Genomic DNA, 16,118 nt, shown 5'->3' with positions numbered 1-16,118 from the left:
GGGCGGGATGGGGCGGCATTTCGACGGGAGTTACGTGCAGTACGCGCTCCCGCCCACGGCGCAGTTGCTGCGGCTCGACTCCACTCTGCCCTGGACCACTCTGGCGGCGCTCCCCGAGTCCTACCTGACCGCGTACGGATCGCTCGAAGCACTGCGCCTGCGGCCCGGCCCCCGGCTGCTGATCCGCGCCGCCACTTCCTCGGTCGGCACGGCGGCACTCGCCCTGGCCGCCGGCCGGAGCGTGGAGATCGCGGCCACCACCCGGGACACGCGCACGGCGGACGCCCTTCTCCAGCAGTGAGATCAACCGGGGTGGCTGGGCCCGAAGCGCGCTCGACGGCATCGTCCGCGCGGTCGAGTCCGGCGACTGCTCCGTCGCCGTCGACCGGATCTTCCGCCTGCAGGACATGGCGGACGCGCACCGGTACATGGAAGCCAACCGCGCCATCGGAAAGGTTGTGGCCGTTGTCCACCACCCCTGACCTCCACACCGTGCCCGGGAAAGAGGCCGCACTCACCCCCGCCTCGGCCCGCCGGACACTGCTGGGCCTTGGCATTCCGGTCTACCTGGAACTGCTCTCGGGAGTGGTCGCCGGCATCATCGACACGGTCTGGGTGTCCCGGCTGGGAGAGGCCGCGGTCGGCGCCGTCGCCATCGCCACGACCTTGGAGAACGTGCTTCTCGGCATCATCCTCGTGGCCAACGTCGGGGGCACCGTACTGATCGCCGATGCCCTCGGCGCCGGCAGGCGGGGCGACGTGCCCGTGATCATGCAGGCCGCCCGGGTGCTATGGCTGGTGATCACGCCCGCCGTGGTGATCGGAGGCTTCATCGTGCGCGAGCCGATCGCGAACCTCCTCGCCGGAGGCGACAGCGAAGTGGTCCGGCTCACGGCGGAGTTCTTCGCCATCGCCTTCCCCGGTATGGCGGTGTTCTTCGCGCAGAACGTGGTCGACGGCCTCTTCAAGGGGACCGGCGACACCCGGACGCCGATGCGGACGGCGATCCTCGCCAACTCCCTCATCCTGGTCCTCGACCCCTTGCTCATCTACGGAGTCGGCCCACTCCCTCATATGGGGGTCCAAGGCGCCGCCCTGGGCATGCTCCTCGGCCGCGGACTCGCCCTGTGCGTGAGTGTCGTGCTGCTTCGCCGCAAGCGGCTCACCGACTCGGAGGGCGCCGAGGCGACCCTCCTGCGGTGGCCCGCAGCCCTGCGCCGAATGCTGACCGTCGGGCTGCCGGCCTCCGGGGACTTCGTCCTGCGCATGGGCATCAGCATGACCTTGGTCGGAGTCGTCGCGCGGTTCGGCCGGGACCCGCTGGCGGCCTACGGCATCGGGTTCAAGGTGCTCTTCTTCGTCACCATGGCCTTCTATGCCGTGCGCCAGGCCGGAAGCATCCTCACTGCGCGCACCAGGGGCGCCGGCGAGGCTGCGGAATTCCTGATCGGGCGGCAGAGCGTCGTGCTGGCCACGATGGTCGGCGGCGGTGCGGGCCTCGCCCTCGCCTTGGGCGGGCGGCCGCTGATGGGGCTGTTCAGCGAGTCGGAAGGAGTCGTTGACTCAGGTGGAGTGCTGCTGTGGTACCTCCTGCCCTACCTGTTGCTCCTCGCCGGTGTCGTGGGGCTCGGCGGGGTCTTCACCGGGGGAGGCCGCAGTCGGTCGTTGTTCTGGGTGACCCTGCTCGGAGGGGCGGTGCAGCTGCCGCTTACTTTTGGTCTGAGCTCTTTGCCCGCCTTGGGAGTGCAAGGGGTCTGGCTGTCGATGATCCTCGGCGTAGGCGCTCAATACGCGATGGCGTACATCCTCTTCCGGCGATACTTCGCGACGCAAAAGCCCGGGAGATCTGCCTCGGCTGGTGGATCTCTTGCGACAAGCCGATGTCTGCTGGACGCCGGTTCGGCGGCAGTCCGTCGTGGACGGGAAGCCCGGCAGCGCCGCGTAACGCCGATGTGAGCGATGTGAGCAACGCGGCCTCGAACAGGGCTTCGTGTTCCGTCCTGCGGGCCTGCTCCAGCCTGTGGATGGCTATGGGGTCGGCCAGTCGGACGAGAATCAGCTGCCCGTCCCCCCTCCCGTCGCAGATGTGGTCCGGGGGCGTGTGGCGATGGACGCGTCATGACCGTCAGCGCCGGCGCGGCCCTCTCCCTCGCGATGCAACCGGACCCTTCGGGCCATGCACCGGTGCAGGACAGGGCCCGGGGAGTGCCCGACGGGTCGCAGAAGTGGCTCTTCGCGGTCCCCGGCTTCCCCTCCGGACGTCTCCGAAACGGCGGCTGACATCATGAGGGCCGGAAAGCGCCGCCGTGCGGCATCGCGGGGGAAGGGCAGCGCGTGACACAGAGCCGGATGACGTACAACGTGCGGTACGGGGCGTCCTTGCCGGTCGTCGTCCGTCACGGCGACGGTTCGGGACGCGAAGGGGATGTCGCCATCGGCATGCTCTGCCGCAGGCCCGACGGCCACGGAGGCGCCGCGCACCCCTCCGCCCGTACCTTCGACGTCGTCGATGAGGGCCAGAGCGCGATCGCCCGGGTGTCGACCGAGGAGACGGGCTCGCGCGTGAGCGCACGCCCCGCCGTGTACCGCGTCGACGACCCGTACGGCGCCCCGCTGGGCCGGATCACGTACCGACGCGGACGCGCCCTGCGCGGCGCCCGCGCCCGGTGGACCGTCGAGTCGGTGACCGGGCACTGCGTGCGCGGCTTCCGCGGGCGCCTGTTCTGGTGGGCGGTGTGGTGGCCCGTCGGCCTGCCCGTGAGCCTGGTGTGGCTGATCATGGCCCTGCTCGGCGAGGGCGACGACGCCTTCGGCAAGCCGCGCAGAGTGATCTGGCGCGACCCCTCACGCCGGGCGCACATCGTCTTCCGGGGGGTCGCGGACGAGTACCGGGTCCTCGACGGGAGCTGGGACCCCCGGCTGGTGGCCGCGCTGCTCGGACTGCACCAGTCCTACGACCCGTCGGAAGGCAGCGGCGAGAACGGCTGGTACGCCAGGCCCTGAGCCGGGAAGAAAGGCCATGGCCTCATCCACGGGCGACGCCGCAGCGAACCCCGCGTCATGCTCGTGTGACGAGCCCTGGCGCGTGGCCGGGCGGAGTGCGTCGCTGTGGCAGGATCGAAAGGTGATCCAAGCATGTCTCAACGGCCGCCGTACCCGTCCCGAGCATGACGCCGTCCCCCTCACCCCGCAGCAGCTGGCCGCGCATGCGGCAGCGGTGTCGGCCGAGGGTGCGACCAGCATCCACATGCACCCCAGGAACAGAGCCGGGCGGGAAAGCCTCGAGGTCGGTGACATCGCGGAAGCCGTCGGCGCGGTGCGCGCGGCATGCCGGTTGCCCGTGGGGGTGTCGACCGGGCTGTGGATCACGGACGGAGACGTGACCCGGCGTCTGGAGCAGGTCGCCCGGTGGCGGGACACGCCGGATCTGCCGGACTTCGTCTCCCTCAACGTCAGCGAACCGGGTTTCGATGACATGGCGCGCGTGCTCAGCGAGATGGGCATCGGTGTCGAAGCCGGTGTCTGGTCGGTGGCCGACGCACACCTCCTCCTCGACAGTCCGTTGCTCGGATCGTGCGTCCGTGTTCTGGTGGAGGTCATCGGGAAGCCACCACAGACGGCGCTGCAGGAGGCCGATCGGATCCTGGCAGTGCTGCAGGACGCCGCCGCCGTGACCGTCCCGGCGCTGTTGCACGGCGATGGGGACAGTACGTGGCCCGTGCTGGACAAGGCCCTGTCGGCGGGTTTGGAGACCCGTGTGGGGCTGGAGGACGTGCTGGTGGATCCGTACGGCGCCCCGGTCCGTGACAACGCCCACCTGATGCGGCTCGTCGTCGGACGCAGCGCCGGTGCGCCGGGGAGCCGGACCGGCCGGCCCGGCCCGCACTCGGGCCCAGTCGGGCCGAGCCGGCCGGTGACCTGAGTCGGTTGCCGCACCGGCCCGGCCCGGCAGGTCAGGAGATCCATCCCCGGTTCACGGCCTCGACCCCCGCCTGGAAGCGGCTCGTCGCCCCCAGGCGGTTCGTCAGATCGCTGACGATCCGGCGCGTGGTGCGCACCGAGACTCCGATGTGTCTCGCGATGACCTCGTCGAGGTTCCCGGCCGCCATGAGACGCAGGACGGTGCTTTCCAGGGAGGTCAGCTCGTCTCCCTCGCCGGGCGCTGCGGCGAGCGGCCTGGCCTGTCGCCAGTAGAGGTCGAACAGGTGGGTGAGCAGATTGAGGATCGCGCCGGAGCGGATGAGGACCGCCCCCCGGGTGGTGTCGTTCGGGTCCAGGGGAATGACCGCGGATTCCCGATCGTAGATCAGCATGCGCGTGGGCAGGAGGGGATTGAGTCTGACGCGCGCCCCTGCCCCCTCGATCGCTCGCAGGTAACGCGCCGTCGGTGAGTGGGCCATTGCCGGCCCGGCGAAGAGGCTGCGCAGCGCGACGCCCCGTTCGAGCAGTTCTCGGTCGACGGGTAACGCGGCTTCGATGGCGGCGTCGCTCTGCGCGCCTCCGGTGACCATGGAATCGACACTGTGCCTGCTCAGGGTGGCGAGGTCGGTGAGCATGGCGCGCACTGTTTCCACACCCTCCAGGAGTTCGACGTCGTCCGACGTGGAGCGCATGCGTCTGGCTTCGAGGTAGTCGGCTGTGAGGGCTGCCAGTTCCTCGCGGCGTGCGGTGATGTCCCGGCGCTGCCTGTCGAGTTCCCGTTCCTTCTCTGCGAGCAGGGAGTCGGCCGCTGCGTGCGGGCTTCGGGCTACGAAGGTCCTTTCGTCGACGCGTTTCAAGAGGTGGAGATCGCAGAGGCGGGTGCGCCTCGTGCGCAGCTCTTGGCGGGATATGCCGATGTGCTGCGCGAGCTCCTCTTCCGAATGCCTGAGTTGACCGACTTCGGCCTTGTAGAGCCGAATGTCGATTTCGTCCAGATCTATGACTACTCCTGTGCGTCCACTAGCTGCATGTCCACTACATGCAACGTTAGTCGGTGCATGCGCCACAGGCGTGCGGACACCCGGTGCTGTGTCCGCGTGGCCATGATGAGTTGAAGGGAAGTCGTATGAAGACCCTTGTGGCGATGAGCGTCGCCGCCCTGTTCCTGGGCGCAGTCGTGTCCCCGGCCGCGGCGACGGAGTCACCACAGGTGACGGAACCGGGAAACATCTGGGACACAGCTCCGCAGAACGAAGGCTGAGGCATGCGGACTGACATCGTGGTGCAGAACGTCGCCTCGTTCCGCATCGACCCGGCAGTGCTGGCGCGTCCTCATCGCCGGTTGATCCTCATCACGAGCCCCGTGCAGCACCAGAAGCTGTCGAAGCGGGAGCGCGCCGACGTCTTCGCACAGATCATCGTCCAGACGGACTTCAGCGCTGATGCGCTGGCGCGCTGCGTGACCTCCATCCGCTCCTCGCTGCCGGCCTCCGACCGAGACTCGATCCGCCTGCTGTGCCACGACGAGTACTCCCTGGCAGCCGTCGCCGAGGCCCGTCAGATGTGCGGTATCGAGGGGGACCGGCCCCATCAGCTGGCCGCGTTCGTGGACAAGGTCGCCATGAAGCGCGCCCTGTCGGCCTCGGACATCCCCATGCCCGAGCATCGGGAGTGGTCTGCGCACCACTACCGAAGCGACCCCGACGGCTACGTGGCAGATCTGGCCTCGGCCCTGGGCTGGCCCATGTTCGTCAAGCCCGTCGCGGAGTCCGGCAGCGTGGGGGCGCGGAAGATCGCAGATGCCGACTCCTTCCACGCGTGGGCGCTCCAGGCGGGCGACGGCCGCTACGAGCTCGACGAGTTCCTCGAAGGGGAGCTCTTCCACGTCGACTCGGCAGTCCACGAGGGTCGCATCGTGCACGTCGAGGCCAACGCGTACCTCCATCCGTGCTTCGACTACGTCACCGGCCGGGTGTGTGCCAGCTACACCATCCCGCACGACGCGCCGGTGCGCAGCCGGCTCATCGACTTCAACGCCCGCGTGCTCGAGGCCCTGGAGGACAAACCGCGCAACGGTGCCTTCCACCACGAGATCTACCGCCGGCCCGACGGGCAGTTGGTGTTCCTGGAGATCGCAGCCCGGGCGCCGGCGGCCATGGTCCCCGCCACCAGCCGGATCGCCTGGGGCCTCGACATCGAGGAAGCCCACTTCCGGCTGCAGCGCGGTGAGCGGCTTCCCTCCTCCGAGGGGCAGGGCCCCCACGCGGCCTGGGTCTACTTCCCCAAGGCAGAAGGCCGGATCACCACGCTGGAGCAGGCAGAACTGCGCAGCGACCATCACTGGCAGTGGAACGTCGAAGTGGGCCAGACCACCGAAGCCCCCCAGGACATCCGCGACTTCGCCGCCGCCGTCCTGCTGTGGAACGACGACTACGCCGCTCTGCAGCGGGACCTCCACACCCTCGACGCCCACAAGGCGATCTTCACAGCCTGAGTCCGTATCCGGCCGCCCCACCAGGTCAGGCCGACGATGACCGCCCTGGGAAAGGAAACACCTTCCATGAAGCAGATCGACTACGACTTCACTTTCAGCGACGCCGAGCGCGAGGAACTGCGGGCCGCCCTCACCGACATCGCCGCCAGTCCCTACAGCGACTTCGACAGCTACCTCTCCGACGTCAAGGCGCTGCGGCACGACCGGCGCCTGGGCAGCCGTTTCACCGACTTCTGCGAGATGTCCATGCTCCGGGACTTCTCCAAGCAGCCCCTGGTGGTCATCGGCAACGCCCCCATCGACCAGGATCTGCCGAAGTTCAGCTCGGCCGATCCGGTCACCGAGAAGTACCACCTGAAGAAGACGTTCGTCGGCGAGGGTTTCCTCGCCGCCTACGCCGTCTTGACCGGTACCGAGATCATCGGGCACCTGAGCGTGAACGGCGGTGACTTCTTCCACGACATCTACCCCAAGGAGTCGATGTTCGACTCGCAGTCGCAGAAGACCCTCGGCACGCTGAAGTTCCACCGCGACTTCACCAACCACTTCGTCTGCCCTGACTTCGTCAATACGCTGACGCTGCGCGACACCCCCACCAACGAGGTGTACTCCACCTTCACCGTGACCGTTCACGCGCTGGAAGAGCTCAGCGACCGCGACCGCGACATCCTCTCCGAGCCGCGCTTCTACACCCCCTTCGACGACGTCTCCACCCAGGAGGGCAACGTTCTGCAGGACCGGCGTGCCACGAATCACGCGGTGATCAACGGTGAGGAGGGGGCCCGTGTCTTCGAGGACCGCACCAAGGGCCTGGACGAGGAGGCCCAGCAGGTCCTCGACCGCTTCGTGCGAGCGCTGCACACCCGCAAGCAGATGCGGGTGTCCAAGCCCGGCGACTCGGTGACCTTCTCCAACCGGCACGTCATCCACGGCCGAGAGGTGAACGCCATTCACGACATCGAGGGACTCAAGCAGCGCTGGCTGCTGAAGACCCACAACGTCTACAGCCTCCAGGCCTTCGAGGAGTTCTTCCTCGGAGACCGCTACGGCGTCGTCAACGGCTGAACCGTGATCATCGTGACCGGGGGCGGCCAGGGCATCGGGGCCGCCATCGCACGCCACGCGATCACCCTGCGCCAGCCGGTGTGCGTGAACTACCGCAGCAACGCCGACGGTGCGGCGGCCGTCGTCGCCGACCTGCGGGCGCAGGGAGTCGAGGCGCTGAGCGTGCAAGGTGACGTCGGCGTCGAAGAGGACGTTAAACGCCTGTTCGATACGGCGCAGACCGAGCTCGGACCGCTGCGCTGCCTGTTCAACAACGCCGGCGTCACCGGCGGCATGGGCACCGTCACGGACCTCGACATCGCCCAGCTGGACACGGCCTACCGGGCCGTTCTCCGCAGCGTCGTGCTGTGCACGCGTGAGGCGATGCGGTCCATGGCACGCAGCAGGGGAGGCGAGGGCGGCTGCATCGTGAACGTCTCCAGCACCGGAGCCCGGACCGGGGGCGGCGGCGAGTGGGTGCATTACGCCGCCCTCAAGGCCGCCGTCAACACCCACACCTGGGGCGCCGCCCAGGAAGCCGCCCCCGACGGCGTCCGCATCAACGCCGTCGCCCCCGGGCTGATCGACACCCCCCTGCACGAAGCCAACGGCGTTCCCGACCGCCCCGAACGGCTCCGCACCTCCGTACCGCTGGGCCGGATCGGAACGCCGGACGAAGTCGCGCAAGCCGCCGTGTTCCTCGCCTCTCCCGGCGCCTCCTACATCACCGGTTCCGTCCTCGAAGTGGGCGGCGGCCGCTGAGGCAGCCACCCCTCACGAGCGAAAGAAGCCTCCGTGTCAACAACACCGCCGACCATGCTCGAACCGCACTCGGCCCTCCACAGCGGCACCCCGCCGCACGTCATCACCGAAGGATCCGGCATCCAGGTCCGCGACGCACAGGGACAGTGGTTCCTCGACGGCGTCGCCGGGCTGTGGAGCGTCACCCTCGGATACAGCGAACCCCGTCTGGTCGAGGCGGCTACGCGGCAGATGCACAAGCTGCCCTTCTACGGCTCGTTCAACAACCGGACCAACGACGTGGCCCTGGCCCTGGCCGACGACATAGCCGAGATCGCCCCCATCCCGATGGGCCGGGTCTTCTTCGGCAACTCCGGATCGGACGCGAACGACAGCGCCATCAAATTCGCCCGCTACTACCACTGGGCCCGCTCGCGGCAGGTCCGGCGGAAGATCATCTCCCACTCCTGCGGTTACCACGGCACCACCATGGCCGCAGCGAGCGCGACCGGCCTCGCCCACATCCACCACGGGTTCAGCCTCGACACCACCGATTTCGAACGCGCACACTGCCCCAACCCGAGCAGCCCCCACCTCCAGGGCCTGAGCGAACAGGAACAGGTCGACTGGCTGGTCGACCAGTTCGAGGACCTGCTGCACGAAGCGGGCCCCGAGTCGGTGGCGGCATTCATTTCCGAACCGATCCTGGGCGCCGGCGGCCTCATCATCCCGCCCCGCGGCTACTTCCAGCGGATCCAGGAGCTACTGCGGCAGCACGACATCCTGTTCATCGCCGACGAAGTGATCACGGGGTACGGACGGACCGGCTCGATGTTCGCATCCACCGAATTCGGCCTGAGCCCGGACATCATCACCACCGCCAAGGGCCTGTCCTCCTCCTACCTGCCCATCTCCGCCACGCTCGTCAGCGAAAAGGTGGCCGCGGTCCTGACCGAGGGCAGCCGCGAGTTCGGCACGTTCGGGCACGGATTCACCTACTCGGGCCACCCGGTCAGTGCCGCCGTCGCCCGCGAGACACTGGCCATCGTCCGCGAACGCGACATCCCCGGCCATGTCCGTGAGGTGGCTCCCGCGCTGGCCGCGGGCCTGGACAAGCTCATCGGCAACCCGCTGGTACGCGACGTGCGCCACTACGGACTCCTCGGCGGCGTCGAGTTCGACCCGGCCGAGGCCGGTGTGGAGGCGGGGACCCTGGGCCGCGCCATGCTCGAAGCCTGCCGGGAGCACGGCCTGCTGCTGCGGGCGATGGGGGACACGGTCGTCTTCGCCCCGGCACTGATCATCACGACCGAGCAGATCGACGACATGCTGACGCGATTCACGGCGGCCTACGACGCCGTGTGCCGCTCCTACCTTCCCTGAGGGCACCGGCTTTCCGGATGCGACGGCCACGCCGGCCCGCACGCGCCCGCCACGACCGGGAAGACCCGCCCCGTCGGATCGACACCAGGAGCACCCATGCCCACCGGCATCCTCGCCACCGGTTCCTACCTGCCCGAGAGGGTCGTCACCAACGGCGAACTCTCCCAAACAGTCGACACCACGGACGCCTGGATCACCGCACGCACCGGAATCCGGCAACGCCGCCGGGCACGCGCCGACCAGACCACATCCGATCTCGGCCACCGGGCCGCCGCGGCCGCCCTGGAAAACGGCGGCCTCTCAGCGGACCAGCTGGACGCGCTCGTCGTGGCGACGAGCAGCCCCGACCAGATCCAACCCTCCACCAGCTGCAATCTCCACGCCAAGCTGGGACTGAACGGCATCCCCGCCTTCGACGTCGGCGCCGTGTGCAGCGGCTTCGTCTACGCCACCGCAGCCGCGGCCGGGATGATGAGCACGTTTCCCAAGCACCGCAACGTCATGGTGGTCGGCTGTGAGACCTACAGCCGCATCCTCGACTTCGAGGACCGGGGCACGTGCGTCTTCTTCGGTGACGGGGCCGGGGCGGTCATCCTGGGAGAAGTCCCCGAGGGCTACGGGATCCTGGGCTGCGAGCTGATGGCCGACAGCACTCAGCTGGACGTCGTGGGCATTGCCGCCGGTGGCGCCAGCGAGCCGGCCGACCACGACACCGTCGACGGACGACGCCACTACTTCCGCATGGACGGCCGGCGCGTGTGGGACTTCGCCACCCGCGCCGTACCGCACGTCGTCAAAGAAGCCCTCGCGGGGGCCGGACTCGACGTCCACGACGTCGACCACCTCATCACCCACCAGGCCAACGCCCGACTGATCGAAGAGTGCGCCGAGCGGATCGGAATCGGACCGGACCGCGTCCCCATGACGGTGGACCGCTACGGGAACACCGCCGCCGCCTCCGTCCCCATCACCTTGGACGAAGCCTGCGCCGCCGGCCGCATCCAACGCGGCGACATCGTGGTCATGGCCGCCGTCGGCGGAGGCATGACCGCCGGAGCGCTCGTCGTCCGCTGGTACTGAAGACCACCCACCCCCTCCAAGGAGATCCTGCGAGTGAACGCCCCTCTCATCAGCCCGAGCCCCGTGCGGCAGCAGCGAAGCGCCCTCCCCGCCGAAGGAGCCACGGGCACACCGGCGTCCCCCCTGAAAGCGGTGGACTTCGCGGAACTCGCCCGCACGCACGTCGCCCCGCGCGCCGAAGGCGCCTACGAGGCAGAGATACTCGACCGGCTGTCCTGGCAGCGACTGGCGGACAACGGACTGTGGCGCACCGGCGTCCCGGAACAGCTGGGAGGCACCGGTGGAACCTGGCGCGACCTGGCCCTCGACATCGCGGAGATCGCCCGTCACGGCGACGACCTGGGCTTCGTCCTGTCCCTGATCGCCCACGCCGGACTGGTCCGCGCCCTGGTGGAACACGGCAACGAGTTCCACCACCGCACCGTCCTGCCCTCCCTGATGAAGGGAGCCGTGGGTGCGACCGCCCTGACAGAACCGCACGGTGGATCCGATGTCTCGCGCACCCGCACCACGGCGGAGCGGACCGCCGACGGCTGGACCCTGTCCGGTCTGAAGGACCACATCACCAACGCGCCCGTCGCGGACCGCGCACTGATCCTGGGACGCGTACCCGCCCTGGGACGACGCGACATCACCCTGTTCGTCGTGAACCTGCACGCCCGAGGCGTCCGCCGGGGACCCGCCGAAGAACTCTTCGGCCTTCGCACCAGCCCCACCGGATCCATCGCCCTGGACGGTGTGGAACTGCCCGAAGACTGCGTACTGGGCGAGCCCGGCGAGGGACTGCGCACGCTGTACGACGTCATCAGCTTCGACCGCGCCCTCTACGGCCTGGTGATCGCCGCCTTCCTCGAACCCCAGCTGGAACGCGTCATCACGTTCGCCCGCAGCCGCGAGGCATTCGGCACACCGATCATCGAGCACCAGTACGTACAAGGGCGCATCACCGACATCCGCATCACCATCGAGCTCGCCAAGGCCACGGCCCTGTCAGGCATCGACGCCCTGGTCGCCGGCGACGACCAGGCATCGCTGCGCTGCTCGGTCGCCAAGCTCGTGGGCTCCGAGGGCCTGGTGGAAGCCGCCCAGAACCTGATGCGGCTGCAGGGACACGCCGGCTACATGCGGGGCCCGCTCACCCGTGTCGTGCAAGACGCGCTGGGCACTCTGATCGCGGGGGGAACCAGCGAGATGCAGCGGAAGAACATCCTGAACCAGATGCTCGCCCAGCAGCCCGCATAAGGGCACGCATCCCGAGTGACACGGAGCGAGGAGCCGATGACCACGACGACCACACGCGCCCCGGCGCCAGCCCCAAGCCGCCTGGGCCGCCCCTTCATGTGGCTGTGGCAGGCATGCGCGGGCTCCAACCTCGCCGACGGCATCTACCAAGTCGCCTTGCCCATCGCCGCCGTTCAGCAGGGCGGGGGAGCGGGCGGGGTGGCCCTGGTGACAGCCATGTCGCGCGCCCCGTGGATCCTGTTCGCCCTCTTCTCCGGTCTTCTCGTGGACCGTCTGGACGAGCGGATGCTGATGCGCTGGGTCAACGGCGGGCGCGTCCTGATCCTCGGCACCACGGCGATCCTGCTCGCCACGGGAACCGTCCACATCGCCGTGCTGGCCGCTGCCGCCTTCCTCCTGGGCATCGGCGAGACGGTCTTCGACACCGCGTTCCACACCACCACCCCCTCCCTGGTCCGGCCCGAGCAACTCGAACGCGCCAACTCCCGGCTGCAGACCGCTGAGATCACCACCAACCAACTGATGGGGCCCCCGCTCGGCGGCATGCTGGTCGGGCTGTCCGCCGGACTGGCCTTCGGCGCCACCGCCGCGCTCTACCTCGCCACCGTCGCGGCCCTCCTGGCCCTGCCCGCCTCACCCGCCAAGGCGCCGCCGACATCCGAAGCCGCATCCTCCGGAGTGCTGCGGGACATCCGCACCGGCCTGCTCTTCCTCATCCGGAACCGCACCCTGTTCGTCTACGCACTCGGGGTAGGCGCCCTGAACCTGGCGTGGGCAGCCGCGTACGCCACGCTGCCCGTCTTCGCGATCACGCCCGGTCCCCTGGGCCTCAGCAGTGCCTCCTACGGCCTGCTGCTCATGGTGGCCGGAGTAAGCGGCATGATCGTCGGCCTCCTCGCCCCGATGGCGACGTCACGGCTGAGCGCCCGCCTCAATCTGAGCCTGGGGCTGACGGGCATGGCAGGCGGGTTCCTGCTCCCCGCGCTCCTGCCCACAGCCACTGCGTTGGGCATCGGGCTCGGCGCGACGGGACTCCTCATCCTGATCAACGTCGTCACCGTGTCCTACCGGCAACGAGCAGTCCCTTCCCACCTGCTCGGTCGCGTCACTTCCGCCTACCGCTTCATCGCCTTCGGCGCCTACCCCGTGGGATCCGCCGTGGCCGGCATCGTCGGCAGCCGCTTCGGTTCCCGTCCCGTCCTCGCTTTGGCCGCCGCCATCGTCCTGGCCGCTGCCGTCCCCCTTGTGCTGTACACCCCGACGTCCTCATCGGAGACCGCGTGACGAGCACGGCAACCCCTCGCACCGCGACCGGACCCGAGATCCACCCTGTCCTGGCCCCTGCCCTCCTCGACCACCCGCTCGTCGCCACCCGTCCCCACCTGTACTGCGGCCCCCGCTGGCTGGCCGTGGAGGAACAGGCCCATCACGGGCAGAAGTTCTACGTCTCGGTCAGCGACGACGGCGGACGGGCCTTCGCCCCTGTCTACGGTTTCGACGGGACCAGCAGCGCCGGCCCCGCCACCCGACCGGACCTGTTCGTCGCCGAAGCCGCCGGCGGGAACACCGGCCATGACGTCCTCCTGCCGTCCTTCACCATCGGAGGCCGACGCCCAGGACACAGCAGGTTCCACACCGGCGGCCCCGCCTGGAGACGAGCCGCCCTTCTCGCCCGGCTCCTCGGAACAGCGGCCGAGGAAGCCGCTCACCGCGGCGCCGCCGTTCTGGCCGCGCTCTACTGCTCACCCCAGGACGCCGATCTCGCCCACGCCTTCCGCCACCACGGCGGCGTGCGCCTTCCGTCCCACGGAACCAACGTCCTCGGGCTGCCAGGCGACGCTTACGAAGCCTGGCTCGCAAGCCTTCCCCGTCGGCAGCGTGCCGTGGAAACGGCGGACGCGGACACGATCGAGCGAGCAGGCATCGACTTCGGCGTCGCACCCCTGCGGTCCGCCGACATCGACTGGATGCTGCCGCTCGAGCTGAGCTCCAGCACCCGGCCCGGAGACTCCTCCACCGCGGCGGAAGCCACCGCCCTGTACGGGGCCTACCTGGAGCACCTGGGCCACGATGCCTTCGTCATCCGAGCCACCCGAGAGGGCCGGCCCATCGGATTCGTCTCCATGATCCGGCAGGGAAGCAGCGCCTACGTCCGGCACACCGGATTCGACGCGGACGTCTCCGCGGCCTTGCCGCTCCGCTCCACGCTCGCCGTGCAACAACCGATCCGATGGGCCTACACCCACGGCGTGACCCGCCTGGACCTCTCCGTCGGCGCGGACGCCGCCAAGCAGGACCGCGGAGCCGTCACCTGTGCCCGGGACGCCTGGTTCATTCCCCTCGACGACAGCGCCCGAGCTCACCTGGCCCGGACGCCGCGGGCTGATCCGGCCTGATCGGTCTGATCCGGTCTGATCCGAAAGACACGCCCTGCATCCCCCGACCATCAGCAAAGGACACAGCATGCCGACCACTTCCCAGACCTCCCAGACCTCCCTGACCTCCCTCATCGGTACCAGCGCTTCCCTCACGCACACCGTGGCCGAGAAGGACTCGGCCACGCAGTGGGGCAACGAACTCCCCGTCCTGGCCACCCCGGTCCTGCTGTGGCTGAGCGAGATCGCCGCGATGAAGGTCATCGAGTCCGCCCTGGGTGACGGCGACATGACGGTGGGGCTCGCCCACGATTCCTCCCACCTCGCGCCCACACCCACCGGTGAATCCGTCACCGTGACCGCCACCCTGACCGACGTGGACAAGCGCTCCCTCACGTTCGACGTCTCCGCCACGGACCCGGCAGGCAGCGTGCTGAAGGGCCGGCACACGCGGGCACTCGTGGACAGGGAGCGCTTCTCCCAGAAGATCGCCACGCGTCAGGCGCCCTCGGACCCGTCGTAGGACACTCCCGGCCCTCCCGCTGCCCGGCCCCACGCCGCGGCCGGGCACAGCGGAGCACGCGTGCACCCGACAGCGCGGTCGGCGACACGAGGGGCCCAGCGAGAGGACAGCATGACCGTCATCGACCAGAGTCGCGTACTGCGAGCATTCCGCCTCGAATCCCAAGCGCTGTACCGGGCGGTTTCCCGATTGCCCGAACCGCAGTGGACGCGTCCGACACGATGCGATCCCTTGTCGGTCCGGGAGCTCCTCGCGCACGTCCACGTGGTGATCGCCTGGTTGCCGGACATGCTGCAAGGTCCTGAGCCGGACGACGCGGCCATGACGGCGGCAGAGTACTACCGACCGGACGACCGCTTCGCCCCGCAGTCCAACGCGGCTCGGATCGCCATGGCCCAGGACCGCACGACGGGAGTGACCGACGGAGCCGGGCTCGCGGAGGACTTCGCGCGTCTGGCGCGACGTGTGGAGGCGATGTGCCGCGCCGAGCCGGCGAGCCGACGCGTGTACACGCGGCATCGCGACGCGATGCTCCTGTCGGAGTTCCTGCTGACCCGGCTCATGGAACTCGCCGCTCACGGCCTGGACCTGGCGGACGCCCTCGAGCGGCCGCCATGGCTGACCCCCGAGGCAGGAGACACCCTGGGCGACCTCGTCCTGGGCTCCGGATGGACCACCGCAGCCAGGAGTCTGGGCTGGACCCGCCCCACCCTCCTGCGCAAGGCGACCGGCCGTGCCGCGCTCGACGGGGCGGAGGAAGCACAGGTCGAACAACTCGGCGTGCGGCGACTCACGTTGGGCTGAGCTACACGGCCCGCACCGCGGGCCGCCATACCGGCCCCTCCCGACGGCACCTGATTACTTCACCGCCTGACATCCAAAAATCTATCGCGGCCGGAGTAGACATTGCGCTGTGGCGTGGTTATGGTTTCTCTCGTAGCCCAGAAAGACCGAAGGGCCTGGCAGAGACGAACTGCCGGGCAGCAGTACCCGCAGTACAAGTAGGTGCAGTACGCAGGACGGTGCGGTGGCGGAGTGTCGAAGCCAAGCTTGTGCAGGATGGCGACGGGACTGGCGGCCGGACCGGGTGGCCCGCGGTGATCAGGGGCCACCGTCAGCAGTACCGCGGTTGACGCAGGTTGTCAGTACCAGCAGTAAGTGCAGTTCGCAGTACAGCAGTGAGAGAAGTACCCGCGGTACGGAAGGATCCAGCAGCGAAATACAGGAGCAGCACCTCGGTGAAGGCGTCGGCTGCGGGCGCGCGCACCGGGAGGTTCGGCAGTGGGGTTCTAAGCCAGAGCAGACGCAGGATGGG

Annotated in this window: 17 protein-coding genes; 16 read left to right on the top strand and 1 reads right to left on the bottom strand. The window is 69.1% G+C overall.

All coding sequences use genetic code 11. The features are described 5' to 3' along the window. The first annotated feature begins 7 nt into the window (after positions 1-7). The 5 genes from AC07FY_RS24100 (at position 8) to AC07FY_RS24080 (ending at position 3,922) form a co-directional block, all read left to right on the top strand. Entirely contained in the window at positions 8-301 is a 294-nt protein-coding gene (locus AC07FY_RS24100; RefSeq protein ID WP_479009751.1) for a hypothetical protein, read from the top strand. A 1-nt stretch (position 302) separates the two neighbouring features. Then, positions 303-482, top strand: coding sequence for a zinc-binding dehydrogenase (locus AC07FY_RS24095; protein ID WP_479009737.1), 180 nt, complete (start codon positions 303-305; stop codon positions 480-482). Then, on the top strand, positions 466-1,956 hold the full coding sequence (locus AC07FY_RS24090; protein ID WP_479009486.1) for an MATE family efflux transporter: 1,491 nt from the start codon (positions 466-468) through the stop codon (positions 1,954-1,956). The genes AC07FY_RS24095 and AC07FY_RS24090 overlap by 17 nt, the downstream gene beginning before the upstream one ends. 393 nt (positions 1,957-2,349) lie before the next feature. Next, positions 2,350-3,003: a hypothetical protein gene (locus tag AC07FY_RS24085; RefSeq protein WP_479009484.1), complete on the top strand. Its 654-nt coding sequence runs from the start codon at positions 2,350-2,352 to the stop codon at positions 3,001-3,003. Positions 3,004-3,019: 16 nt separating this feature from the next. Continuing rightward, positions 3,020-3,922 (top strand): 3-keto-5-aminohexanoate cleavage protein, encoded by a 903-nt coding sequence (locus tag AC07FY_RS24080; protein ID WP_479009481.1) that lies wholly within the window; start codon positions 3,020-3,022, stop codon positions 3,920-3,922. 31 nt (positions 3,923-3,953) lie between these two features. Here AC07FY_RS24080 and AC07FY_RS24075 read toward each other — a convergent pair whose 3' ends face one another. Next, entirely contained in the window at positions 3,954-4,778 is an 825-nt protein-coding gene (locus AC07FY_RS24075; RefSeq protein WP_479009478.1) for a LuxR C-terminal-related transcriptional regulator, read from the bottom strand. Between the two features lie 269 nt (positions 4,779-5,047). On the opposite strand from AC07FY_RS24075, the gene AC07FY_RS24070 reads away from it, so the two are divergent. The 11 genes from AC07FY_RS24070 to AC07FY_RS24020 all read left to right on the top strand — a co-directional run bounded on the left by AC07FY_RS24070 (position 5,048) and on the right by AC07FY_RS24020 (position 15,607). Then, positions 5,048-5,182 carry a hypothetical protein gene (locus tag AC07FY_RS24070; RefSeq protein ID WP_479009475.1) on the top strand — a complete coding sequence of 45 codons (135 nt, stop codon included), beginning with the start codon at positions 5,048-5,050 and terminating at the stop codon, positions 5,180-5,182. Positions 5,183-5,185: 3 nt separating this feature from the next. Then, positions 5,186-6,415: an ATP-grasp domain-containing protein gene (locus tag AC07FY_RS24065; RefSeq protein WP_479009472.1), complete on the top strand. Its 1,230-nt coding sequence runs from the start codon at positions 5,186-5,188 to the stop codon at positions 6,413-6,415. Positions 6,416-6,481: 66 nt separating this feature from the next. Beyond that, a complete protein-coding gene (locus AC07FY_RS24060; protein WP_479009470.1) occupies positions 6,482-7,480 on the top strand; it encodes a Fe(II)-2OG oxygenase family protein in 999 nt (332 codons plus the stop codon). Between the two features lie 3 nt (positions 7,481-7,483). Continuing rightward, on the top strand, positions 7,484-8,221 hold the full coding sequence (locus AC07FY_RS24055) for an SDR family oxidoreductase (protein ID WP_479009467.1): 738 nt from the start codon (positions 7,484-7,486) through the stop codon (positions 8,219-8,221). Between the two features lie 33 nt (positions 8,222-8,254). Then, positions 8,255-9,583, top strand: coding sequence for an aminotransferase class III-fold pyridoxal phosphate-dependent enzyme (locus tag AC07FY_RS24050; protein WP_479009465.1), 1,329 nt, complete (start codon positions 8,255-8,257; stop codon positions 9,581-9,583). 96 nt (positions 9,584-9,679) lie between these two features. Beyond that, positions 9,680-10,663, top strand: a complete 984-nt coding sequence (locus AC07FY_RS24045; RefSeq protein ID WP_479009462.1) for a 3-oxoacyl-ACP synthase III family protein — start codon at positions 9,680-9,682, stop codon at positions 10,661-10,663. Between the two features lie 33 nt (positions 10,664-10,696). Beyond that, complete coding sequence (locus AC07FY_RS24040) at positions 10,697-11,905, top strand: acyl-CoA dehydrogenase family protein (protein WP_479009459.1); 1,209 nt, start codon at positions 10,697-10,699, stop codon at positions 11,903-11,905. A 36-nt stretch (positions 11,906-11,941) separates the two neighbouring features. Continuing rightward, positions 11,942-13,189 (top strand): MFS transporter, encoded by a 1,248-nt coding sequence (locus tag AC07FY_RS24035; protein WP_479009457.1) that lies wholly within the window; start codon positions 11,942-11,944, stop codon positions 13,187-13,189. Beyond that, entirely contained in the window at positions 13,186-14,301 is a 1,116-nt protein-coding gene (locus AC07FY_RS24030) for a GNAT family N-acetyltransferase (RefSeq protein ID WP_479009454.1), read from the top strand. The genes AC07FY_RS24035 and AC07FY_RS24030 overlap by 4 nt, the downstream gene beginning before the upstream one ends. A 67-nt stretch (positions 14,302-14,368) precedes the next feature. Next, the gene (locus AC07FY_RS24025) at positions 14,369-14,803 is read left to right on the top strand and encodes a thioesterase family protein (RefSeq protein WP_479009451.1); all 435 of its coding nucleotides are present in this window, start codon (positions 14,369-14,371) and stop codon (positions 14,801-14,803) included. Positions 14,804-14,914: 111 nt separating this feature from the next. Then, complete coding sequence (locus AC07FY_RS24020; RefSeq protein WP_479009449.1) at positions 14,915-15,607, top strand: maleylpyruvate isomerase N-terminal domain-containing protein; 693 nt, start codon at positions 14,915-14,917, stop codon at positions 15,605-15,607. Positions 15,608-16,118: the final 511 nt, after the last annotated feature.

The organism is Streptomyces sp. NPDC045967, from assembly GCF_056430495.1.
Note: the sequence above shows the minus strand (reverse complement) of the source record. Positions and strands in the feature narration are given on the sequence as shown.